The organism is Symbiobacterium terraclitae (assembly GCF_017874315.1).
Classification (GTDB): Bacteria; Bacillota; Sulfobacillia; order Symbiobacteriales; family Symbiobacteriaceae; genus Symbiobacterium; species Symbiobacterium terraclitae.
The window spans coordinates 21,594-44,249 of the sequence record NZ_JAGGLG010000019.1; the positions used below are offsets into that span (position 1 = coordinate 21,594).

Annotated in this window: 22 protein-coding genes; 1 reads left to right on the top strand and 21 read right to left on the bottom strand. The window is 71.4% G+C overall.

Annotated features, from left to right (window positions below; all coding sequences use genetic code 11):
- Nucleotides 1–49: 49 nt before the first annotated feature.
- The 5 genes from J2Z79_RS11365 to J2Z79_RS11385 all read right to left on the bottom strand — a co-directional run bounded on the left by J2Z79_RS11365 (nt 50) and on the right by J2Z79_RS11385 (nt 5,912).
- The gene (locus J2Z79_RS11365) at nt 50–1,978 is read right to left on the bottom strand and encodes an FtsX-like permease family protein (RefSeq protein WP_209467008.1); all 1,929 of its coding nucleotides are present in this window, start codon (nt 1,976–1,978) and stop codon (nt 50–52) included.
- A complete protein-coding gene (locus J2Z79_RS11370) occupies nt 1,953–2,729 on the bottom strand; it encodes an ABC transporter ATP-binding protein (RefSeq protein WP_280953693.1) in 777 nt (258 codons plus the stop codon). The genes J2Z79_RS11365 and J2Z79_RS11370 overlap by 26 nt, the downstream gene beginning before the upstream one ends.
- A 344-nt stretch (nt 2,730–3,073) precedes the next feature.
- Nucleotides 3,074–4,198 (bottom strand): sensor histidine kinase, encoded by a 1,125-nt coding sequence (locus J2Z79_RS19175; protein ID WP_209467010.1) that lies wholly within the window; start codon nt 4,196–4,198, stop codon nt 3,074–3,076.
- A gap of 1 nt (nt 4,199) precedes the next feature.
- Complete coding sequence (locus J2Z79_RS11380; protein ID WP_209467011.1) at nt 4,200–4,910, bottom strand: response regulator transcription factor; 711 nt, start codon at nt 4,908–4,910, stop codon at nt 4,200–4,202.
- Between the two features lie 18 nt (nt 4,911–4,928).
- Nucleotides 4,929–5,912: a 2-hydroxyacid dehydrogenase gene (locus J2Z79_RS11385; protein WP_209467012.1), complete on the bottom strand. Its 984-nt coding sequence runs from the start codon at nt 5,910–5,912 to the stop codon at nt 4,929–4,931.
- A gap of 173 nt (nt 5,913–6,085) precedes the next feature.
- Here J2Z79_RS11385 and J2Z79_RS11390 point away from each other — a divergent pair, with 173 nt between their 5' ends.
- The gene (locus J2Z79_RS11390) at nt 6,086–6,595 is read left to right on the top strand and encodes a histidine phosphatase family protein (protein WP_209467013.1); all 510 of its coding nucleotides are present in this window, start codon (nt 6,086–6,088) and stop codon (nt 6,593–6,595) included.
- 62 nt (nt 6,596–6,657) lie between these two features.
- Here J2Z79_RS11390 and J2Z79_RS11395 read toward each other — a convergent pair whose 3' ends face one another.
- The 16 genes from J2Z79_RS11395 to J2Z79_RS11470 all read right to left on the bottom strand — a co-directional run bounded on the left by J2Z79_RS11395 (nt 6,658) and on the right by J2Z79_RS11470 (nt 22,587).
- The gene (locus J2Z79_RS11395; RefSeq protein ID WP_209467014.1) at nt 6,658–7,218 is read right to left on the bottom strand and encodes a restriction endonuclease; all 561 of its coding nucleotides are present in this window, start codon (nt 7,216–7,218) and stop codon (nt 6,658–6,660) included.
- A 77-nt stretch (nt 7,219–7,295) separates the two neighbouring features.
- Nucleotides 7,296–8,303, bottom strand: a complete 1,008-nt coding sequence (gene hypE, locus J2Z79_RS11400; protein ID WP_209467015.1) for a hydrogenase expression/formation protein HypE — start codon at nt 8,301–8,303, stop codon at nt 7,296–7,298.
- Entirely contained in the window at nt 8,300–9,442 is a 1,143-nt protein-coding gene (gene hypD, locus J2Z79_RS11405) for a hydrogenase formation protein HypD (protein ID WP_209467016.1), read from the bottom strand. The genes hypE and hypD overlap by 4 nt, the downstream gene beginning before the upstream one ends.
- Nucleotides 9,442–9,693, bottom strand: a complete 252-nt coding sequence (locus J2Z79_RS11410; RefSeq protein ID WP_209467017.1) for a HypC/HybG/HupF family hydrogenase formation chaperone — start codon at nt 9,691–9,693, stop codon at nt 9,442–9,444. The genes hypD and J2Z79_RS11410 overlap by 1 nt, the downstream gene beginning before the upstream one ends.
- Complete coding sequence (gene hypF / locus J2Z79_RS11415) at nt 9,684–12,017, bottom strand: carbamoyltransferase HypF (RefSeq protein WP_209467018.1); 2,334 nt, start codon at nt 12,015–12,017, stop codon at nt 9,684–9,686. Before hypF ends, J2Z79_RS11410 begins: the two co-directional genes overlap by 10 nt.
- Nucleotides 11,975–12,628, bottom strand: coding sequence for a hydrogenase nickel incorporation protein HypB (gene hypB / locus J2Z79_RS11420; protein ID WP_209467019.1), 654 nt, complete (start codon nt 12,626–12,628; stop codon nt 11,975–11,977). The genes hypF and hypB overlap by 43 nt, the downstream gene beginning before the upstream one ends.
- 3 nt (nt 12,629–12,631) lie before the next feature.
- Nucleotides 12,632–12,976: a hydrogenase maturation nickel metallochaperone HypA/HybF gene (locus J2Z79_RS11425; protein WP_209467020.1), complete on the bottom strand. Its 345-nt coding sequence runs from the start codon at nt 12,974–12,976 to the stop codon at nt 12,632–12,634.
- Nucleotides 12,969–13,505, bottom strand: coding sequence for a hydrogenase 3 maturation endopeptidase HyCI (locus tag J2Z79_RS11430; protein ID WP_209467021.1), 537 nt, complete (start codon nt 13,503–13,505; stop codon nt 12,969–12,971). The genes J2Z79_RS11425 and J2Z79_RS11430 overlap by 8 nt, the downstream gene beginning before the upstream one ends.
- On the bottom strand, nt 13,492–14,025 hold the full coding sequence (locus J2Z79_RS11435) for an NADH-quinone oxidoreductase subunit B family protein (protein WP_209467022.1): 534 nt from the start codon (nt 14,023–14,025) through the stop codon (nt 13,492–13,494). The genes J2Z79_RS11430 and J2Z79_RS11435 overlap by 14 nt, the downstream gene beginning before the upstream one ends.
- Nucleotides 14,026–14,028: 3 nt before the next feature.
- A complete protein-coding gene (locus J2Z79_RS11440) occupies nt 14,029–15,495 on the bottom strand; it encodes a complex I subunit 5 family protein (protein WP_209467023.1) in 1,467 nt (488 codons plus the stop codon).
- Between the two features lie 12 nt (nt 15,496–15,507).
- Entirely contained in the window at nt 15,508–16,161 is a 654-nt protein-coding gene (locus J2Z79_RS11445; RefSeq protein ID WP_209467024.1) for a hypothetical protein, read from the bottom strand.
- The gene (locus J2Z79_RS11450) at nt 16,154–16,669 is read right to left on the bottom strand and encodes a 4Fe-4S dicluster domain-containing protein (RefSeq protein WP_209467025.1); all 516 of its coding nucleotides are present in this window, start codon (nt 16,667–16,669) and stop codon (nt 16,154–16,156) included. Before J2Z79_RS11450 ends, J2Z79_RS11445 begins: the two co-directional genes overlap by 8 nt.
- A 13-nt stretch (nt 16,670–16,682) precedes the next feature.
- Complete coding sequence (locus J2Z79_RS11455; RefSeq protein WP_209467026.1) at nt 16,683–17,588, bottom strand: respiratory chain complex I subunit 1 family protein; 906 nt, start codon at nt 17,586–17,588, stop codon at nt 16,683–16,685.
- Complete coding sequence (locus J2Z79_RS11460; RefSeq protein ID WP_209467027.1) at nt 17,585–19,135, bottom strand: hydrogenase large subunit; 1,551 nt, start codon at nt 19,133–19,135, stop codon at nt 17,585–17,587. Before J2Z79_RS11460 ends, J2Z79_RS11455 begins: the two co-directional genes overlap by 4 nt.
- Complete coding sequence (locus tag J2Z79_RS11465) at nt 19,135–21,147, bottom strand: complex I subunit 5 family protein (protein ID WP_209467028.1); 2,013 nt, start codon at nt 21,145–21,147, stop codon at nt 19,135–19,137. The genes J2Z79_RS11460 and J2Z79_RS11465 overlap by 1 nt, the downstream gene beginning before the upstream one ends.
- Nucleotides 21,148–22,587: a hydrogenase 4 subunit D gene (locus J2Z79_RS11470; protein ID WP_209467029.1), complete on the bottom strand. Its 1,440-nt coding sequence runs from the start codon at nt 22,585–22,587 to the stop codon at nt 21,148–21,150.
- Nucleotides 22,588–22,656 lie beyond the last annotated feature (69 nt).

Here is a 22,656-nt window from a genome sequence, read left to right on the forward strand (position 1 = left end):
ATTCTCAAGCGTGGGGCGATGCAAGGCGTTTGCACTGCCTCGCACCCGTTCACGCCACGCGGGCGTTTCCGCCCGAAAGGGTGCGCCAGTAGACGGCGTAGGTCACAGCGTAGAACAGTGCGTAGAGCCCCAGGTAGCCCAGGGCGACCGTCCACCCGTAATGCAGCACCGGCCGCTGCACGAGCGTCCCCAGCGCCTTCATCGCGAAGGTGGAGTGCACCAGCCCGACGAGGAAGGGTGCGAAGAAGATGACCTGGGTCTGGCGCAGGGACACCCGGCGCAGCTCCGCCAGGCTCACACCCAGGTGCTGCAGGCGCCGGAAGTAACGCCGGTCCTCGTCGATCTCCGTGAACAGCCGGAAGTAGAGCACGCTGCAGCCGGTGACGAAGAAAACCAGCGATACGAACACGCCCACGAACAGGGTGAGGCCCCAGGCCGAGATGGTGTCCTGGTACTCCGGAATGGTGGACGAGAAGTGACGCCCCACCTCGGCGGCGTCTGCAAACCGCAGCGCGAGGGCGTCTGCCGCCGCGGCGGCCTCCCGGGTGCGCCAGGCGTCCACATCCCAGATCGTCACCCGGAGTCGCTGCTCCGGCGCACTCCCGGCCACCACCTGCTCGAACAACGGGTCCGGAAGCACCAGGGAGGTCCGCGCCTCTCCTGTTGCGTTCACCGGCAGGCCGCTCCAGTCGGGAAGGGCGGAGAGCCAGTAGGTCCGGCCGCCCACGGTCAGCTCCCTCGGCACTGGAACCTGGTCCTGCCACCCGGGGTCGAAGTTCGTGTACGGGTAGATCACCAGCGCGCCGTCCGAGCCGTCGGGAAGCGGCCGCACCAGCTCCGAGGCCCGGCGCACGCCGGCGTAGAGCGAGTGGGGAACCAGCAGGACGTGCGTCGCATCGTCCAGCTCCCCGCTCACCGTCACCAGGTCATGGCGCACCCAGCCTGCCACGCCTTGCCTCCGCAGCTCGGCCTCCACCACGTCTGCCATCGAGGCGCCCGCCGCCGGCTCGACCAGCTGAAAGGCGTGCGGGTTGCGGGTCAGCACTTCGTGTGCGAAGACCACCAAGACCGTGTAGATGGTGCTCACCGCGGTGAGGATGACGGCGATGGTGATGGCTGTGTTGGCCAGCACCCGGGCGTTCTCCTGGAGCTTGAAGCGCAGGTGGCTGACGGTGAGCAGCGGCGTGGTGCGGTAGTAGAACCCCTTCCGGCGCCGCAGCCAGCCCAGCAGGGCGATGCTGCTCTCCTGCATCAGAAACACGGTGCCCAGCGAGACCATGACCGTGACGGGGAACACCCCGAGGATGATCGCAGTCGGCCAGGGGGCGCTGGCCCAGGCGTAGCCGACGACCACGAGCATGAGTCCCAGCAGGGCCTTCCACCACCGGAAAGTCGGTTCGGACTTCGGTTTGCGCTCGGCCCGGATCAGCTCGATGACGGTACTGCGGAGGATGTCCACCAGCGAGTAGAGCGAGACGAAGAGAAAGAAGGCGCCGAAGACGCCCAGCGTCTGCAGCCAGACCGCAGGGCCCGCGTAGACGGGCAGCATCTCCGGCAGCCGCAGCAGCACGCTGATCGCCATGAAGAACAGCCTGAGGAAGAGCACGCCGAAGCTGAGGCCGATGGCCAGGGCGGCGGCTCCGATGAAGAGGCTCTCCCAGAACACCACCGCCATCAGCTGACCGCGCGTCACGCCCATCAGGCTCCAAAGGCCGAACTCCTTCTTCCGGGAGCGGGTGAACGCTGCGTTGGAGGTCATCAGGAAGATGAAGGTGATGCCGGCGATGACGACCGAGGCGGAGCGGATGCCCTCGGTGACGCCCTGCGCACCGGGGTATCCCCCTTGCAGGTCGGGGTGCAGGGCCAGCGCCGTGTAGATGAAGTAGATCATCACCGCGAAGGCGGCGCTGACCAGGTAGGCCACGTACCGGCCCCGGTTCCGCCAGACGTTCCTAGCCGCGATTTGCCAGAGGCTCACCCCGGCCACCCCCCATCAGCGACAGGACGTCGAGGATCTGCTGGAAGAAGGCCTCCCGGCTGTTCCCTCTGCGGATCTCGGTGTACAGCTGCCCGTCCCGGATGAACTGGATGCGCCGGCAGTAGCTGGCGGCGAAGGCGTCGTGGGTCACCATGACGATGGTCACCCCGGCCATGTTGTTCAGCATCACCAGGGTCTCCATCAGGTCCCTGGCCGACCGGGAGTCCAGGTTCCCCGTGGGCTCGTCGGCCAGGATCACCGCTGGCTGGTGGATGATGGCCCGGGCCGCCGCCGCCCGCTGCTGCTGGCCGCCGGAGACCTCGTAGGGGTATTTCTCGAGGATGTCGGCGATGCCCAGTTGCCCCGCCAACACCTGAAGCCTCTCCTTGATGATGCGCACGGGCACCCGGTCCAGCACCAGCGGCAGGGCGATGTTCTCCCCGATGGTCAGGCTGTCCAGCAGGTTGTAGTCCTGGAACACGAAGCCCAGCCGCCGCCGGCGGAAGAGGGCGAGGCTCTCCCCCTTCAGCTGGCTCACGTCCTGCCCCTCGATGGCCACGCTGCCCGACGTGGGCCGGTCGATCGTGGCCAGCAGGTTCAAGAGGGTCGTCTTGCCGCTGCCGGACGGCCCCATGATCCCGAGGAACTCCCCCTTCTCCACCTGGAGGGAAAGGTTGTTCAGGGCCCGGGTTGCCACCTTCGAGCGGCCGCCGTACACCTTGGTCAGCCCTTTCGCCTCAAGTACAAACATCATGCTGCCCCCCTGTTCTGCTCTTCATGCCCCAGTGTAGCGGTGCTGGCGGTGAACCTCCTTAGATTCACCTTTCAGGTCAGCGCAGAAACCTTACGGTCTTGTCATGTAGGCTGCAAGCCCGACGCTGCCCTGCAGAGGGTACCAACAGCTTGCGCAGCAGAAACGACACGTGGTGGTGCGGCAGCATGGGCGGATCGGGGGGAAGACCGGCATGATCGACGAGCGGACTACCCAGTACGTGACCGCGGCAGCCTCCGGCTCGGTCACTGGGACCGCGTGTGACCTGCGCCGCGTTCAAATGCCCCCACCGTGTCAGGCGGTGGGGGCTCTTGTCGCCCTGCCTATGCCTCCGGGCCGCCCTGCTCGGAGGGGCGGCCTGAGGGGAGCGCGTGCAGTCCGGCGAACAGGGTCCGCGGCGCCTGGAAGCGGATGCGGACCGTCGTCCCCTTCCCGCGTACCGACTCGAGGCTCAGGTCGTGGCTCAGCCGGCGGCCGACCTCGCGGGCCAGGTAGAGCCCCATGCCGGTCGCCTGCGGGAAGGCACGCCCGTTGATGCCGGTGAAGAAGGGATCGAAGACCCGGCCCAGGTCCTCGGGCGGAATGCCGATCCCGTTGTCGGCCACCTCCAGCACGGTGTCCCCGCCCTCCCGGCGCAGCCGGAAGACGACCTGGCCCTCCTCCGCGGACCCCTCCGGCCGTGCGGCGTACTTCAGGGCGTTGCTGAGTACCTGCTCCAGCACGAACCGCAGCCACTTGGCGTCGGTCTCGACCAGCCAGGGGGGGTCGCCCGCCACCTCCACCCGCGGGTAGACCCGCCGGGCGATGAACTCCCGCTTGTGTTCGTTGACCACCTGCCGCACCAGTCCCTCCAGGTCCTCCCGGGCGATGCGGAAGTCCCGGGCGAAGTCATCCAGGCGCACCGCGTTCAGCAGCATCTGCAGCGAGTGCTGGAGCCGCTGGTTCTCCTCCGCCACGCTGCGCACCAGCTCCCGCGCCTCGGCCGGCCACGCCTCGGTCCGGGCCTGCTGCAGCAACAGGTCGATCACGGACACCGGCGTCTTCATGTGGTGGGCCCACTGGGTCACCAGGCTGACGTTGCGCCGCCCCCGCTCACGCTCCGCGGCCAGCTCGCCGCTCAGCCGGCCGTAAAGCCTGCTCCAGGCGCCGGCCAGCAGTTCCCCCTCGGCGGTCTCGGGCGCCGGCAGCACCGCCAGCTCCTCCAGGGGCTCGCGGCCGGTCAGGCGGGCCAGGTGGCGGTAGAAGGGGGCAAACCGCAGGTAGTCCCACAGAAGGAAGAGCCCGAGGCCCACCAGCCCCAGCAGCAAGATGTAGAGCAGGTTTGCATACTGTAGGCTTGCCCCCGAGAGCATGAGGTCCAGCTGCACCACCAGCACGGAGAGCACCGCGAAGGCCGCGTAGGCCGTCACGTAGGCGACCCTGTCGCGGAGAAACTGCGCAAACCGCACCTCACTCGCCCCCGGTGAGGGCCAGGCAGTAGCCCTGGCCCCGCTTGGTCTCGATGGCGTTCGCGAGCCCCAGCTCCTCCAGCCGGCGGCGCACACGGGTTACGTTCACCGTGAGCGTGTTGTCGTCCACGAAGTCCGTGTCGTCCCAGAGCGCCTCCAGCAACTCCTCCCGCGAGACGATCTGGCCGGCCCGCTCCGCCAGGCACCAGAGCAGGCGGAACTCCTTCGGGCTTAGTTCCACCGCCCGGTCGCCGCGGCTGGCCCGGTTGGTGGACCGGTCCAGCAGCAGCCCGCCGGCACTCAGCAGGTCCGGGTCCCGGCTCATGGCGTACTCGCCGTACGCCCGGCGGATTGCCGCACCCACCTTGGCCAGCGCCAGCTCGAGGTTGAAGGGCTTGGTGATGTAGTCATCCGCACCGTGCTCGATGGCCCGCACCTGGTCCATCTCGTCAGAACGCGCGGAGATGAAGATGATCGGCACCCGCGAGACCGCGCGGATCTGCCGGCACCAGTAGAACCCGTCGTAACGGGGCAGGTTCACGTCCAGGAGCACCAGGTCGGGCCGCGCGGCCACAAACTCGTCCCGGATCCTGGCGTAGTCCTGCGCCATGACGACGTCATACCCGTAGCGGTCCAACTCCGCGGCCAGGATGGATGCGATCTTGGCGTCGTCCTCCACGATCATCACGCGGTAGTGCCGCGGCTCGGTCATGGCCACCCCTCCCGATGATTACCCTCCGAACACCTCGGGGTTCACCAGGTTAGACGGCCGCCGGCCCGTCACCCCCGCCAGCAGGTTTTCGGCGGCCAGCACCGCCATGCGGGTCCTGGTCCGCACCGTGGCCGAGCCGATGTGGGGCACCGCCGTGACGTTGGGCAGCGACAGCAGCGGATGGTCGGGCGCGACGGGCTCCCGGTCGAAGACGTCCAGCCCGGCGGCCCAGATCCGGCCCGTGCGCAGGGCCTCGTAGAGCGCTCCCTCGTCCACCACCGGCCCGCGGGCGGCGTTGACCAGCACCGCCGTCGGCTTCATCAGTGCGAGCTCGCGCGCCCCAATGAGCCCGCGGGTCTCGGGCGTGAGCGGCACCAGCAGCACCACGAAATCGGCCTCCCGCAGCAGGTCGTCCAGCGGCCGGTACTCGGCCCCGACCTGGGCCTCGAAGGCGGGGTTGGGTCGGCGGTTGTGGTAGAGGATGCGCATGTCGAAGCCGCGGGCCCGCCGCGCCACCGCCTGCCCGATGCGGCCGGCGCCCACGATGCCCAGCGTCGCGCCGTACACGTCCTGGCCGGTCATGAACATGGGCGACCAGCCCTTCCAGCGCCCCTCGACGATGGTGCGCTGTCCCTCGTAGAGCCGCCGGGCCGCGGCGAGCAGCAGCGCGAAGGCCAGGTCGGCGGTGGTCTCCGTCAGCACGCCGGGCGTGTTGGTCACCATGACCCCCCGGCGCGTGGCCTCCGCCACGTCGATGTTGTCGTAGCCGACGGCCATGTTGGCGTAAATGCGGCACCGGGGCGCCGCGTCCATCAAGGGCCCGTCGATGCGGTGCGGGCCGACGACGAGCGCGCCGTCCGCCACCTGGAGCTGACGCACGAGTTCGTCGTGCGGCACCGGTTCCTCCTCGTGGTCCCACGTGTGCACTTCACAGGCGGTGCGCAAGATATCCAGCGCCTCATCGGGTATCCGCCGGGTGACGAAGACATGCGGCCGGGGCATCGCGATCCCTCCCGTGGGGTTGTTTTCTGACAATGTCTTCTCCACGGCCTGGCCGATTCCCGCCTCTCACGCAGGGAAGCGGCCATTCTGAAGCGAACGTCCAATGCCAGTGGAAACAAGTCCGGGAAGCGGTGAAGACGATAGTGAAGGTTGGCCTGGTAAGACATTTCCGCGTGAAGCACGACTACCCCCGAAAGCTGCTGGTCACGCCAGACGAAGTGGCCGACTGGTTCCTCGGCTACGATGCCGCCGACATCGAGTACGGCCACGTCGACCTGAGCGGAGGCAACTGGCAGCACTGCTTCTGCAGCGATCTGCCCAGGGCGATCAAGACGGCCCAGGCCATATTCAAGGGCGACATCGTCGTGCTCGAGGACCTGCGGGAAATCGAGCCGTACCCCTTCCGCGGCAACCGGATCAAGCTGCCGTTCATCGTCTGGGGTATCCTCGTCCGGCTGGTGTGGTACTTCAAGTCGCACCCGAACGTCGAGACCAAGCGGGCGGTCCGCGAACGCGTCCGCCGGGTGATCGACCAGGTGCTCCGGGCAAACGGCGACGCGCTGATCGTCAGCCACGCGGCGCTGATGCCGTTCCTGCGGGCCGAGCTCAAGCGGCGCGGATTCCGGGGGCCGTGGTTCGGCCGGGCGGCCAACGGGCTGCTGTACTTATTCGAACGCTCATAGAGCGCACGTGAAAGGGGGCCTGCCGCGGCGTCCATCGCCCGGCAGGCCCCCACAAATCGCGATTACCTGCTGCCGACCGCGACCTCCGCCGCCGGAGGCAGCGACAGCGCCATGAACTCCTGCAGCTTCGTGCGGTCCACCAGGGTGACGCCCTGGACTTCCGCCTCCTGCCGGGCCTCGTCCGTGAACTCTGCGCTGGTCACCGCCATCGCGCGCCCGCACTGGTAGAGGCCCTTCGCCGCGGCGAGCTGGCATACGGGGCCGCCGTCCACCGGCTCGGCCGAGCGGATGGCCTGGACGGCGATCCATTCCTCGCCGGAGGGGTGGACCAGCACGAGGTCCACGCCGTAGTTGCCGGCCGGCGGCGTGGGTAAGACGGTAAACCCCGCGCACTCGAAGAGGAAGGTCAGGTAGCGCAGGAAAGCCCGATGGTCCATCTGGTCGATGTCCTCGAGCCCCATCCGGCGGAAGCGCGCCTCGCTGCGCGCCCGGCGCAGCTCGCGGACCCAATACTGTATCGAGTCGATCATCATGTAGCAGACCAGCAGGCCCCCGAAGTAGAGCAGCAGCGGCCACCGCAGATCATACAGCATCTTGCCCAGCGGCTCGAGCCAGGACCACACGCCGCCTCCCTCCTCCAACCCACTCATTGCACTTCTATAATATGCAGTATATACCAAAATAGCCGTTCGCGGAAGCCCTAGCAGATCCGCGGCAGGTTCTCGCCGGCCAGCCGCTCCAGCCGGCGCGTACCGCCGATCGCCGTGCGCAGGTAGGCCCGCCCCCCGGGTCCGCCGACGCTGCCGATGACCCGGGCGCCAGCGCCGTACGGGTGGTCCCGCAGCGCCGCCAGGGCGGACTCCGCCTCCGCCGCGGGGCAGAAGAGCAGGATCCGGCCCTCGCAGGCCAGATAGAGCGGGTCGAGGCCCAGCATCTCCGCGGCCCCCTGCACCGCGGGCTCGACGGGGACGTCGGACTCGGACACCCACAGGTCCAGCCCGCTGTCGGCCGCCAGGTCGGCGAGGGCGGTAGCCAGGCCGCCGCGGGTCGGGTCCCGCATGCAGGCGACGCCCGGGGCGGCCCGCAGCACCGCGTCGGCCAGGCCGGCCAGCGGTGCGGCGTCGCTGCGAACAGGGGTCTCGAAGGCGAGCCCCGCCCGGGCCGAGAGCACGGCCACCCCGTGCCCGCCCACCGGACCGCTCACCAGGATCGCCTGCCCCGTCCGGATGCGGTGGGCGCCCAGGTCCCTCCCCGGCGGGACGAGCCCCACGCCCGCCGTGTTGATGAAACAGCCGTCCGCCTGCCCCCGGCCCACGACCTTCGTGTCTCCGGTGACGATCTGCACGCCCGCTTCGGACGCCGCAGCCGCCATCCCTTCCACCAGCCGGCGCAGGTCGGCCACCGGAAAGCCCTCTTCGATGATGAAGCCGGCGCTGAGCCAGAGCGGCCTGGCCCCCGCCACCGCCAGGTCGTTGACGGTGCCGCAGACCGCCAGGCGGCCCAGGTCGCCGCCGGGGAAGAACAGGGGATGCACCACGAAAGAGTCGGTGGTCAGCGCCAGCCGGCCCGCGCCGGGCAGCTCCAGGAGGGCGCTGTCGCCCCCCTGCAGCAGGGCGGGGTTGCCGAACGCCGGATAGAAGATCTCCCCGATCAGGCGGTGGGTCGCCTCGCCGCCGTCGCCGTGGGCAAGGGTGATCCGGTGGGTCATGGCTGTTCCTCCTCAGCGGTGCCGTACCGGTACCAGGCGGCGCAGGCGCCCTCGCTGGAGACCATGCACGGCCCCATGGGCCGCTCCGGCCGGCAGGCTGCGCCAAAGAGCGGGCAGTCGGCGGGCGCGAGGGCCCCGCGCAGCACGTCGCCGCAGCGGCAGCCCGAACGGGCGGGCGGTTCGGCCACGTCCGCCGGGAACCGCACCTCGGCGTCGAAGCGGGCGAACTCGGGCTTCAGGCGGAGGCCGCTCTCCGGCAGCAGGCCCAGGCCGCGCCAGCGGGCGTCGCACGTGCAGAAGACCTCGCTGAGCAGCGCCTGTGCCCGCCGGTTGCCCTCCGGCCGCACCCAGCGGCGGTACCCGTTCCACAGCGCAACCGGCCTGCGTCCCAGGGCGGCGTCCACCAGGCAGTCCACCGCCAGCAGGATGTCCAGGGGCTCGAACCCCGCAACGGCCCCGGGAATGCCGAACTCGGCGGGGAGGAAGGCGAACCCCTCCGCCCCCAGCACCGTGCTGACGTGTCCCGGGCAGATGATGCCGTCCAGCGTCAGGGCTTCTCCCGGCCGCCCGCCGTCCCGGAGCAGCGCCCGCATGGCGGCGGGCGTCTGCTTGTGGGCGCTGTGCAGGCAGAAGTTTCCCACGCCCTCCTCGCTGGCGGCCTTCACCGCCAGCGCCGCCGCCGGCGCCGTGGTCTCGAAGCCCACGCCCAGGAAGATCACCGGCCGGTCCGGGGCCTCCCGGGCCAACTGCAGGGCGTCCAGCGCCGAGTAGACCACCCGGACGTCCGCCCCTTCCGCCCGGCGCCCGGCCAGGCTGGTGCGGGAGCCGGGCACCCGCAGGAGGTCGCCGTAGGTGGCGACGATGGCCCGCGGCACGTCGCAGTAGGCCAGCATGCGGTCGATCTCGCCGCCGGCCGTCACGCAGACGGGGCAGCCGGGGCCGCTGACGAGCTCCACCGCCCCCCGCAGCAGGCCCCGGAGGCCGCTGCGCGCGATGGCCACCGTGTGGGTGCCGCAGAACTCCATCAGCCGCACCGTCCGTCCGGCGTCCGCCACCTTGCGGCGGATGCGGGCCACCCAGGCCGCCGCGGTGCGCGGTGCGTCCTCAGGGATGGGCCGCGCCAACGTCTCCGCGCGCATTACCCCTCACCTTCCGTCGGGCCGCCGGCGGGCGTCGCCGCATCGCCCACCACCGCCCTGTACGCCCCGAGCGTCTCTTCCGCTTCGGCCTCGTCCAGCACGGCGATGGCGATGCCGGCGTGAAGCAGCACGTACAGTCCCGGCCTGGCGTCCACCAGCGACACGTCGACGCGCCTCCGGTTGCCCATGACCTCCACCACCGCCTGGCACCCGTCGGTCTCCACCACCCGGGCCGGCACGGCTAGACACATCCCCGCCACCTCCTCTGTGCGATCACGGCCTGGCCCAGCGCGATTCCCCCGTCCCCCGGTGGCACCAGCCGGTGCCGGAGCACCCGGAAGCCCCGCTCCGCCAGCCGGCGGGCGGCGTGGTGGAGCAGCCACGGGCTGTTGAAGGTGCCGCCGCTGAGGCAGACCGCGCGCAGCCCGGTCTCCTCCCGGGCGCGGCAGGCCGCCTCCACCAGGATGGCCACGACCGTGGCCAGGAAGCGGCCGGCCACCCGCGGCGCCGGAACCCCGGCCAGCGCATCGGCCAGCACGGCCTCCAGCAGCGGGCCGGGCAGGATCTCCCCGCCTTCCAGGCGGAACGGGTAACAGCCGTCCGGCGCCCGCTCGGCCGCGGCGCCCAGCTCGATGGCCGCCTGCCCCTCGTAGGTCGGTTCCGGGCAGATGCCCAGGATAGCCGCCACGCCGTCGAAGAGGCGTCCGGCGGTGCCCGCCGGCGGGCAGTTGATGCCCGCCTCCAGCAGCCGGCGGGCGTTCTGGATCTCGCCTGCCCTGGCCGGGTGGAGCGCCGCCAGCCGCTCCAGGGCCTCGCTGCCCAGGTGCGCCCAGAGCATTCCTGCGGCCGCCCGGACCGGGCGGCGCACCGCGGCCTCGCTGCCCGGCAGCGGGCTGTAGGCCAGGTGGGCGACGCGCCGGAATCCCTCAAAGCCGCCGGTCAGCACCTCGAAGCCCCAGATGGCGCCGTCGGCGCCGTACCCGGTGCCGTCCAGCACCAGGCCGATGGCGTCGCCTTCCCAGCCGTTCTCCGCCATGCAGGCGGCCATGTGGGCGTGGTGGTGCTGGACCGGGACCACGGCCTCGGCCTCCAGCGTGCGGGCCAGGGACGCCGAGCGGTATCCGGGGTGCATGTCGCAGGCGACGACGGACGGCCGGATGCCCGTCAGCCGCCGCAGGTGGTCCAGCGCGCGCAGGTAGTTGGCCTGCCCCTCCTCGGTCTCCAGGTCGCCCAGGTGCTGGCTCAGCACGGCCCGCCGCCCCTGGAGCAGGCAGAACGTGTTCTTGAGGTCGCCGCCCGCCCCCAGCACGGCGGGACGGGCCTGCCCGGCGCCGGCGGACGGCGGAACCGGCACGACCACCTCCCGGGGCACGTATCCCCGGGAGCGGCGCAGGAAGCGGACCTCGCCGTCCACCACCTGCACGACCGAGTCGTCGCAGGGCACGTGGATCGGCCGGTTGTGAATCAGGAAAGCGTCGGCAAGGCGGGACAGGTCCGCCAGGGCCTCCTCCTCCCGGTACTGCACCGGCAGCCCGCTCGGGTTGCCGCTGGTCATCACCAGGAGCGGCGGCGCCTCCTGCAGGAGCAGGATGTGCAGGGGGGTGTACGGGAGCATGATCCCCAGGGTGTCCACCCCGGGCGCGACGGACGGGGCGACGGCCAGTGCGGGCTCCGCCAGGCGCTGCAGCAGGACGATGGGCGCAGCCGGCGAGGCGAGCGTCTGCTCCTCAGCCGGGCTCACCCGCGCCACGCGGCGCACCGTCTCCAGGTCCCGGGCCATCAGGGCGAAGGGACGATGGCGCCGGTGCTTCACCCGCCGGAGCCGGGCTACGGCCTCCTCGTCGCAGGCGTCACAGGCCAGGTGGAAGGCGCCGATGCCCTTCACGGCCAGGATCTGCCCCGACCGCAGGCGGGCTGCCGCCTCCGCCAGCCACGCCTCCGGCGCACAAAGGTCGCGGCCGCTCGCGTCCACCAGGCGGACGGAGGGGCCGCAGGCCGGGCAGGCGTTGGGCTGTGCGTGGAACCGGCGGTCGGCCGGGTCGTGGTACTCCCGCGCGCACGCCGGGCACATGGCGAAGGAGGCCATGGTCGTCGCGGGGCGATCGTACGGGATGTCCTTGATGATCGTGAAGCGGGGGCCGCAGTTGGTGCAGTTGGTGAAGGGGTAGCGGTAGCGCCGGTTGGCCGGGTCGAGGATGTCGGCCCGGCAGTCGGCGCAGGTGGCGGCGTCGGCCGGCACGGTGGCCGCGCGCTCCTCGCCCCGCTGCGAGGCGACGATGCGGAAGCCCTGCTCGCCGCAGGGGGGCGCGTCGCGGCCGACCACGCGGGTCACGACCGCCAGGGCGGGGGGCCTCTCCCGCAGGTCGGCCTCGAAGGCCGCGACGGCGTCAGGGGCGCCCTCGACAGCGATGGCGACGCCCCGCTCGTCGTTGCACACCCAGCCGGCCAGCCGGTGAACCTGCGCCAGATGGTAGACATAGGGGCGGAAGCCCACCCCCTGCACGATGCCCTCGACCACCAACTCCCGGCGCACTAGCGCGCCGCCCTCACCTGCTTTGCCAGCCACTGCAGCCACGCTTCCACCCCCTCGCCGGTGCGGGCGGAGAGCGGAAAGACCTCCGCCTGCGGGTTGAACCGGCGAATGCTGGCCGAGACGTCGTCCAGGTCGACGTCGGTCAGCGCCAGCGCGTCGATCTTGCTGACGATGACGGCCCGGGCCCGCTGGAACGCGGCCGGGTACTTCTCGGGCTTGTCCGCACCCTCGGTGACGGAGAGGACCACGACCGTGAGGTGCTCCCCCAGGTCGTACTGGGAGGGGCAGAGCAGGTTGCCCACGTTCTCGATGAGCAGCAGGTCCGCGGCGCCCAGGTCCACCTGCTCCAGCGCCTGGCTGACCAGGGAGGCGTCCAGGTGGCAGCCGCCCTGCGTGTTGATCTGCACCACGGGGCAGTCCAACGCCGCGATGCGCTCCGCGTCACGGGTGGTGTAGGGGTCGCCCTCGATGCAGGCCAGGGCGAACCGGCCCTTCAGCCCCTCGACGGTCCGCTCCAGGACCGTCGTCTTGCCGGCGCCCGGCGATCCGATGATGTTGACCGCCAGCACGCCCGCCGCATCGAACCGGGACCGGTTGGCCTGGGCCACGGCATCGTTGACCTTCAGGATCCGCTCGACCACCTTGACCTCCACGGGCTACTCCCCCTCGTACGACGCGATCTCCAGTTCCACGCCGCTCTCCAGGCGGCCCGGGCCGCCGCAGGCGGGGCAGACCAGCCCCGTCCGCCCGGCCGGGAACGTGCTTCCACAGGCTGTACAGATGCCCCGGGCGGGCTCCCGCTCGATGCGGAGCTCCGTCCCCGCGAAGAGGTCACCCTCAAGGGAGGCCAGGAGGTGGAATCCGGCCTCCAGCGAGTCCGGCAGCACCGCCGACCACTCGCCCACCCGCAGGGTCACCCGGCTGACCCGGGTGAACCCCCGCCGCCGGGCGTCGGAGCCTACCGCCGCGATCACGTTCTCGGCAAGGCCAAGTTCATGCACGGGAGGCGCCTCCCTCCGACCAGCGGCACAGGCGGCGGACGACGGCAGACGAGGCCGCCCTGACCGGCGGCGTCATGCGGGCGCTCCACCCCACGTCCCGGGGTTGAATGCCCAGCAGGACGACCCGGGCGCCAGTCCGCTCCTGCAGGTAGCGCATCAGCAGGGCCAGGGGCGGCCGGTGGGCGAACCACCCCAGGCGGGCCGTCAGGTCTTCCTCGCCAAAGAGGCGGCTTGAGCCCGGCGGGGCCCCGAAGTCGACGGCGTCCACCAGCAGCACGCAGTCGGGCCCGAGCGCTGCGATGCGCCCGGCCTCGGCCTCGGGCGTGGTCTCGGCGGCGATGGCCGCCACGATGCGGTCGCAGGGGCCTTCCGGCGCCTCAGGCCTCAGCTGCCTCGCCAGCAGCCGGGCCACCCGCGGCCCCGCGCCGTCATCCCCGCGGCCCGGATTGCCGATGCCCACCACCACCACCCGGCCCCGCAGCGCCTTCCGCACGGCCAGGGACAGCGGCGCCTCCTCATAGTCGGGCACTTGCCTCACCTGCCGCAAACACGGTCTCGCCGTTCGCCGCCCGCACCTCGAGCGGCTCCTCGTACTCGTACGGCTGCACCTTCGGGTCCACCAGGCCCATCGCCACAGCGACCCCGTACAGGATCGCCTCGGGGCGCGGCGGGCATCCAGGTATATAGTAGTCGACTGGAATGACCCCGTTCAGTCCCCCTTCGGTCCCATATGTGTCGAACCAAAGGCCTCCCCCTGTAGCGCATGAGCCTACGCCGATGACCACGCACGGCTTGGCCATGTCCTGGTACAGCTGGAGCAGGCGCGGGCGCACCTGGCGGGTCACGGGACCCGAAACCAGCAGGACATCTGCGTGGCGGGGAGACCCCACCAGCTTCAGCCCGAACCGCTCGGCGTCGTAGTACGGGGTGAAGGCGCAAACCTCCTCGATGTCACAGCCGTTGCAGGAGCCCGCGTTGGCGTGGTAGACCCAGAGCGACCGCGCAAACGACCGCCGCACGAGGCCCTGAAACCAGCTGCGCAGTCCCATGGACTACACCCCCTTCGTCAGTACTGCGGAGGCCGCAGAGGCGAGGAAGCCGCTGATCCACGCCGGGAACAGCCCGGCAGCGAGGACGGCCAGGACCAGGAGCCCCACCGTCCACGGCGGCGCTGCGCTCGGGACAGCACCTCCGTGCGCCGGCTTGAGCAGGAAGGCCCGGGCACCCGCCCAGACCAGCGTGGTGATGGTGAGCAGGCTCGTCAGCACGGCCACGCCGGCCGCCCAGCCGTACCCGGCCCCCGCCACGGCGGTGAAGACCTGGAACTTCGACCAGAAGGCGGGCAGCGGCGGCACCCCGCCGAGCCCCAGCGAGGCCAGCAGGAACGTCCAGCCGACCTGCGGCGGGAGCGGCCTGCCGCTCACCTCCGAGATCCGCGCCGTGCCGGTCAGCAGCACCACCTCGCCGACGGCCAGGAAGAGCAGCGCCTTGATCAGGCCGTGGCTGACGATGTGGTAGGCCGCCGCCCCGAGGCCGGCCGTCCCCCCGGCAGCCAGGGCCATGGCGATATAGCCCATCTGGCTCACCGAGGAGTAGCCCAGCAGCCGGCGCAGGTCGTCCTGCCGGAAGGCGGCCAGGATCCCGAAGAGCATGGTGACGGCTGCCGCCACCAGCAGCAGCAGGTTCAGCTCCGGTGCGGCCGCGGTCAGGGGCGGCAGCACGCGGGCCAGGGCCACCATCGGGATCTTGGTGCCGATGCCGGAGAACAGGGCGATGAACCCCGGCGGGCTCACCTGGTAGGCGTCCGGCAGCCAGCCGTGCAGCGGAACCAGGCCGGCCTTGGTGCCGAAGCCGCCGATCAGCAGCGCCCCGGAGAGGGCCGCGGCCAGAGGCGGCAGCAGCCGCCCCACGGAGGCCAGGCCCGACAGGCGCAGCGCCTCCGATCCCAGGACGGGCTCAGCCGCCGCGTAGAGGACGGCGAGCCCCAGCAGGCCCGCGGTCAGCCCGATGGTGTTGAGCAGCAGGTACTTGTAGGCCGCCTCCCAGGAGGTCCGCTGCCGGTAGAAGGCCACCGGCAGCACCGTGGCCAGGGTGGTGGCCTCGACGGCGATGTACAGCACGATCACGTGGTCCGCGAGGGCCGTCCAGTTGGCCGCCGCGAGGAAGAGCGCGGAGCAGCCGTGGAGAACCGGCAGCCACTCCGGCCGCGCCCGACCGGCCGACACGTAGGCGCCGAGGTGGCGGCGGGCGGCGGCAATGCCGACCAGCGTCAGGAAGGAGGCGAGCAGCGCCACGAGCGCACCCAGCGAGTCGGCCCGCAGGTAGGCCCCGGCCACGAAGGGGTGCCCCCCTGCGGCCACGGAGGCCGTGAGCAGGGCGGCACAGACGAATGAGGCTGCGGCGCCGGCGTGGGCGCAGAGGCCGGCGAATCTCTGCCAGGACGGCAGACGGGCTGCCAGCAGCTCGACCAGGCCGGCCGCGGCGGGGAGCAGAATCAGCGCCACGAGTACTCCGTTCACAGCTGCCACCTCCTAGCCCCGCAGCTGGTCCAGCTGCCCGTCGTCGCGGGCGCCCGTGACCTCCTCGGCCCGGCGGCCCACCACGAGGAGCAGCCAGACGGCGAGGATCACATCCAACACCACGCCGATGGCCACGAGCTCCGGAATCGTCGGGGCGATGACGGCCATCAGCAGGTGCGCACCGTTCTCCAGCAGGCAGACGCCCAGCACGACCTTCAGCATGTCCCTGTGCGCGAGGATCGTCCGGAGCGCCGCGGCCACCAGGCCCAGCCCGGCCGCCAGCCCGAACGGCACATGTGCAGCCGCGCCGGTCACGCCGGCCAACAGCAGCGGAAGCCCGTACTGTCCGGCGAGGAAGCCCAGGAGGGCGGCCGCCCCGGCCCAGAGGTACCCGTGGGCGGGCGGCGACTCCTCCGCGGGAGCTCCCTGCCGGGCGTACCGCATCACCAGCAGGGGCAGGATCACCGCCTTGGCCACCAGGATCGTCACCGCCGAGCCGACCAGCCCGTGCAGCTCTGACCAGGCGGCCCCCAGGAGGAGCATCAGCGCCACGAGGCAGCCCTGGGCGGCGTAAAGCCAGACGGCGCGGGTCAGCTGGCGGCACTCGGCGACGGCCACGGCCACCGCGACCGTCAGGAGCGCGATCATCAGCACCAGGCTAAGCACGGCGCGCCACCCCCTTCAGGCGGGTCGCGTGCGCCTTGCGCCTGCAGTCAGGGCAGAGGTCGAGCAGCTTCACTTCCGGCCCGGACTCCCCGGCCTGCGCCGCCGCGCGGCGCACCAGCCGCTCCGCCGCGAAGGGCCTGCCGCAGCTGGCGCAGGTCGCCGCCTGCAGCACCACCCGCAGCGTCAGGTTCCGGCGGTCGGCGGTGGCGGTTTCGAACCGGTCGGTCATCTGGAACGCCCCCGTGGGGCAGACGTCCTGGCAGCGGGCGCAGTAGGTGCAGCGCGTGAAGTCGGCAGAGAGCACCATGTGCTCCCCCTCGGTCGCGAGTGCAATCAGCCTGGCGGGGCAGGCCGCGGCGCAGGCGCCGCAGCCCACGCACTCCTCGCCCAGCACGGTAGGCAGCCCGCGGAACCCTGCGGCGGGCGGATGGGGGCTGGCGGGATAGGGCAGGGTGACCCTGCCGGCCCTGGCCACCAGGGCCAGTTGACGAAGCTTGGCAATGAACACGGCTCACCCCTCCCTAAAATCCGAAGATGGCCACCAGGAGGCCCGCCACGGCGAGCACGCCGGCGCCCTCGTAGAACCGGATCGCCTGGCGGATCCGGACCCGGGGGCTGAGCACGGCCACCAGTTCCGTCAGCACCAGCACGACCAGCACCTTGACCGGGTGGAGCAGCACGGCGAGCCAGAGGGGCGCCTCCGCCGGCCATGCGCCCAGCAGGGCCACCAGGAAGGAGGCCAGCACCACGCGCCGGACCATCAGCGCCCACTCGAAGGCCGCGAGGGACGGGCCGGAGTACTCCACGTAGGGCCCGCCGATGATCTCGGTCTCGGCCTCGGCCACGTCGAAGGGCAGCTTGGCCGACTCGGCCTGGATGGCCAGGAAGGCCGCCAGGGCGGCCACCACCAGCGAGGGGGCGAAGCCGGCCTGCGCGATGCCCCGGGCGATCTCGGCAAGGCCCAGCGAGCCCGCCCGCGTGCCGAAGGTGAAGAAGGCCGCGGCCAGCACCGGCTCCACCGCGAGCAGGAGCATGATCTCGCGGCTGGCGCCCGCTCCGGCGAACGGGTTGCGTGAGGAGAGGCCGGCCAGCACCGTGCCGATGGCCGAGAAGGTGAGCAGGTAGATGAGCACCAGGCCGTCGCCCGCGAAGCCCAGCGGCGCCCGGAAGCCCATCGGCACCAGCAGGGCGGCGGCCAGCGCCCCCGTCAGCACCAGGTACGGGGCCAGCCGGTGCACCGGATCGTCCGAGACCTGGCAGTCCTCCTTGCCCAGCAGCTTCAGGATGTCGCGGTAGGGCTGCAGGACCGGCGGCCCCTGGCGGGAGTGAACACGCGCCCGGATCTTGCGGTTGATGCCGGCGTACAGGGGCGAGAGCAGAAGCACGAAGGCCAGGTTGTAGAGTGCGGTCAGCAGGCTGACGGTCACGGCTCATGCCTCCCTTCGCGGGGGCGGCGGACGATCTCCATCCGCTCGGTGCAGGAGAAGCAGGGGTCGATGGACGCGGCGATGATCGGGAAGTCGGCGATGGTCGTGCCCGGGTTGACCATCTGCGGCGTCAGCTGCAGGTTCATGTAGGTCGGCACCCGCACGCGCCAGCGGTAGGGCTTCCCCTCCGCCCCGGTCATCAGGTAGTTGCAGAGCTCGCCCCGGGGAGCCTCCACAAGGACGACGGAGACTCGCCCCTCCGGGACCTCCCCCGGCTCCACGAAGGTCGGCCCCCCGGGAAGGTTGGCCAGCGCCTCGCGGATCAGCCGCACCGACTCCAGGGTCTCCTCGACGCGCACCTCCAGGCGGGCCCAGATGTCGCCCTCCTGCCTGAGGGCCACGTTCACCGGCAGCTCGTCGTAGGCGGCGTAGGGGTAGTCCCGCCGCACGTCGATGTCCACGCCCGAGGCCCGGGCCGTAGGGCCGACGGCGCCCCAGAGCACGGCCTTCTCGTGGGTCAGCACGCCGGTGTTCCGGAGGCGGGAGCGCAGGGCGGTATCCCGCTCCAGGGCCCGCATCAGGCTCTGGCTCTCCCGCTCGACCGCCTTCAGGACATCCTGCACCTGGTGGATGCCCTCGGGGCGCAGGTCGCGCCGGACGCCGCCGGGCAGGTTCATCCCGTAGGTCTTCCGGTTGCCGGTGAGGGCCTCCGCCGCCCACATCACCGGCTCGCGCACCCGCCAGGCCTGCATGAAGCCCGTATCAAAGCCGACGATGTGTGCCGCCAGGCCCAGCCAGAGCAGGTGGCTGTGGATGCGCTCCAGCTCCAGCATGATCGTGCGGATGTAGCGGCCCCGCCTGGGCACCTCGATGCCCGCCGCCTGCTCCACGGCCTGGGAGAAGCAGGTGGAGTGGACGTACCCGCAGATGCCGCAGATCCGCTCGGCCAGGAACGGGATCTGGTCGTAGCGCAGCTGCTCCGCCAGCTTCTCGACGCCCCGGTGGCTGTAGAAGCCACGGTAGTCGCAGTCCACCACCTCCTCGCCCTCCACGAAGAGCCGGAAGTACGCCGGCTCCTCCAGCGTGGGGAAGAAGGGGCCGACGGGCACCACCGTGGTGCCTTCGGGCGTTGGCTTCAGGGCCGAGCGGGCATTCTCGGCCCGGGGCGGGCGGTAGTTGTGGGGCACGTCCTTGCGCAGGGGGAAGACGTCGTCGGGCCAGTCGTCCGCCACGATCAGCCGGCGCAGGTCAGGGTGGCCCTCCGGCGTCACCCCGATCATGTCGTAGACCTCACGTTCCATCCAGCCCGCAGGGGGAAGCTGGGGGGTGACGGCAGGGAAGGTGGGGTCGTCGGCGGGCACCGGCACCACCACGCCCACCACCTTTCCGGCACGGTCGAAGCCGAACAGGTGGGTCACCTCGAAGCCCCCGCCCAGGGGGCGCACGTCGGTGCCCACGGTCATGATCAGGCGCGCCCCGCTGGCCCCCAGGCGGGCCACCTCGCCAGCCAGGCCGTCACGGGAGGTGACGATCGTTTCGTACTCCATCAGCGCAGCCCCCCTTCCATGCCGATCAGGACGGCGATGAGGACAACCGTCGCCAGCAGCTGCCAGCCCACGTAGCCCTTGACCCGCCCGCCGTGCCAGCGGCCGGCCAGGCCGGCCAGCGCCTGGAATCCGCCGTATACCGGGCCGAGGAGCCAGCGGTCGAGGTCAATCGCCCGCTCCAGCGCCGGCGGCGCGTGGAACGACGGCTGCCACCACGGGCGCAGCAGGGCCGCCCAGCGGGCCAGGAACGGCCTGTACAGGTGCTCGGACCCGTAGCGGGCCTCGCTTGCCGGCAGCCGCTCGCCGCCGAACCAGGGCTCCGTGAAGCGCACCGGCTCAATGGCCAGGCGGCGGATCAGCCAGACCAGCAGCGCGCACAGGGCGAGCGCCAGCACCACCATCAGGGGCTGATAGCCGGCTCCGCCCAGGGCGGCGCCCATCACGTCGGCTCCGGTCACCGTCCCGGCGCCGTACAGGGCCGTCCCCGGGGCCCCCTGCAGCGCGGCCAGCGCCGCTTGGACCACGGGGGCCGGGAAGAGGCCGAGCAGCACGCAGGCCGTGCCCAGGACGCCCAGGGACGCGGCAGCCGCAGGGGACTCGGGGCCCCGGCGCCCGGCGGGATACTCCCGCTCCGGCCCGAGGAACACCGTGCCGAAGTACTTCAGGTAGGCGGCCAGCGACACGGTGGAGATGAAGATGGCAATGACGCCGTAGACGGCCAGCACGGGCAGCTCGAACCCGCCGAAGACGGCGGCCCGGTAGAGCAGCCACTTGGAGGCGAAGCCGTTCAGGGGCGGGGTGCCGGCGATGGCCAGCGCGCCCAGCAGGGTGAGGCCGGCGGTGAAGGGGAGGGCCTTGAGCAGTCCGCCCGTCCGCCTGAGGTCCAGGGTACCGCTCACCTGTTCCACGGCACCGACCGTCAGGAAAAGCAGCGACTTGAAGGCGGCGTGGTTGATCAGGTGGTAGAGCGCCCCGGCGAAGGCCACGGCCGCGAGCAGGGGCGCCCGGCCCGACAGGGCCACGGCCATGCCCAGGCCCAGCACGATGTAGCCGATCTGGCCGATGGAGGACTGCGCAACCAGCCGCTTGGCGTCCTGCTCGCTCAGCGAGCGGATGTTGCCCACCAGCATCGAGGCGGTGCCCAGCGTGGCGATGACCAGGCCCCAGACCAGCGCCGGCTGCCCGCCGCCCGGCAGCATGAAGAAGAGCACCCGCACGAGTCCGTAGATGCCCATCTTGGCCATGAGGCCGGAGTAGACGGCGGTGGCCGGCGTCGGGGCCGCGCGATAGGCCTCGGGCAGCCAGAAGGAGAAGGGCCACACCGCTGCCTTGGTGATGAAGCCCAGCACCAGGAAGGCCACAAGGAGGTGGCCGAAGCCGGGCAGCCGCTGGAACAGCTCGGCCAGCGCCGCGGCCGTCGCCCCGACGGAGAAGTCGCCCGCCACCAGCGAGAGCGAGCAGACGGCGACCAGGATACCGCTGCTGGTCACGTGTGTGGTGAGCAGGTAGGTCCACGCCGCCCGGGCGTGCCGCTCCTGCTTCCAGTCCCAGATCACCAGGAAGTAAGAGGCGAGGGTCATGACCTCCCAGGCGAAGAGGAACAGCACCCAGTCGGCGGACATCACCACCAGCGACATCGCCGCGACCAGGATCAGGAACAGGGAGAAGAACCACCGAGCGGGGCCGGCGGGCTGCCCGTCCAGGTAGCTCTGCGCGTGGAGCAGGACCGCGGCCGGAACCACGGCCAGGAGCACCAGGAAGATGGCGCCGAGGGCGTCAACCCGCACGGCCAGCGCCGCGGGGATGGCCAGCGGCAGCCCGTCCCACCAGGTGACGGCCACCGGGCCCCCGATCCAGACGGATGCAGCCAGCCAGACCGAGAGCAGCCCGGAGATGGCGCCTGCGGCCAAGCCCACCCGGGCCGCCGCCCGGGGACCCGCCGACAGCGCGCACAGCAGGGCGCCCACCAGCAGCACAATGACCACAAGCCCGGGGAGAATCGTCACCATCATCTACGCCACCCCCCCTGCGACCCAGTGGATGAGGGGCATCCCCAGGTACGGAGCCAGGAGTGCCAGGCCCATCAGCGCGGCGAGCACGGTCTGCATCGCCGGCGACGGATCCCGCCCGGCCCGGGCCCGCTCACTGGCCTGCCCGAAGAGGACCAGGTGGGTGACCCAGAGGAACCAGGCCAGGGAGAGCGCGCTCTCTACGACCACCAGGGCTGCCGTGGCCCAGCCCCACGGCCCGCCCACCGCCAGGGCGGCCCGCAGGATCAGCAGCTTGGACCAGAAGACGCCGAAGGGCGGCAGGCCGCTGATGGCCAGGGCCCCAAGCAGGAAGCCCGCCGCGGTCAGGGGCATCGTGCGGGCGAGGCCGCGCAGCTGCGAGATGGCGCGCACGCCGGTGGACCAGGCGATCGCGCCCACGCAGAGGAAGAGCAACGTCTTGGTGAAGGAGTGGCTCCACAGGTGGAGCAGGCCGCCCTCGAGGCCGTCCGCGCTCCCCATGGCTCCGAGGCCGATGCCCACCAGCATCAGGGCCAGGTTGGCGATGGTGGAGAAGGCCAGGAGCCGCTTCAGGTCGTCCGCGAAGAAGTAGCCGGCCAGGCCGACGTAGAGCGTGACAAGTGCAGCCACAGTGATCGCCGCGGACACCCAGCCGGTGAAGGCGCCGGTGGAGACCAGGCAGCGGGCCGCCAGGAAGATGCCGGCCTTGACCATCGCCGCGGCGTGCAGGAAGGCGGAGGCCGGGGTGGGTGCGACCATGGCCGAGGGCAGCCACGTGAAGAAGGGCACCTGCGCCGCCTTGCCCCAGGCAGCGACCAGCAGCAGCATGGCGAAGGCCGCCCGTGCGCCCGGCGACAGCCGGGACACGTCGGCGAAGCCGAAGGAGCCGGTCTGCGCGTAGAGCAGGAGCAGCCCGCCGATGAAGAAGAGGCTGGCGAACTGGGTCACCGCCATCGCCTTCAGGCCCGAGCGGATCGCCTCAGACGACCCGTAGTGCGAGATCAGCGCCCAGCTGCAGACCGTGGTCAGCTCCCAGAAGAGGAATACCTGGAAGAAGTCCGGCGCCATCGCCATACCCAGCATCGCCGTCACGAAAACCAGGAAGAAGAAGTAGTACCGACCCTTCCCCTCCTCCTCGGCGTGCTCCCGGTTCTGCAGGCTGAAGTAGTCGGCGGAGTAGACGACGATGCAGAGGCCGACGAGGCTGACCACCAGCGCCAGCAGCGCACCGAGCCCGTCGAGCCGCAGGCCGAGGGCCACGCCGGGCAGCGGGCTCCAGACCTGGAGGCTCGCTGCGACCTTGCCGCCCCAGGGTGCGGAAGCCAGGGTGAGTACAGCGGTTGCGACCATTGTGGCCGCAGCCAGCACGTCCGCCCTGCGCCCGGAGAGAAAAGCGCAGGCCAGCCCGCCGGCCAGCGGCACCAGGAGCAATACGAGCAGCATCGGGCATCCCTCCCGCGAATGTGGTGGGCGGAGCCGGGCACGGCTCCGCCCACGCAGCGGCATGGTGTA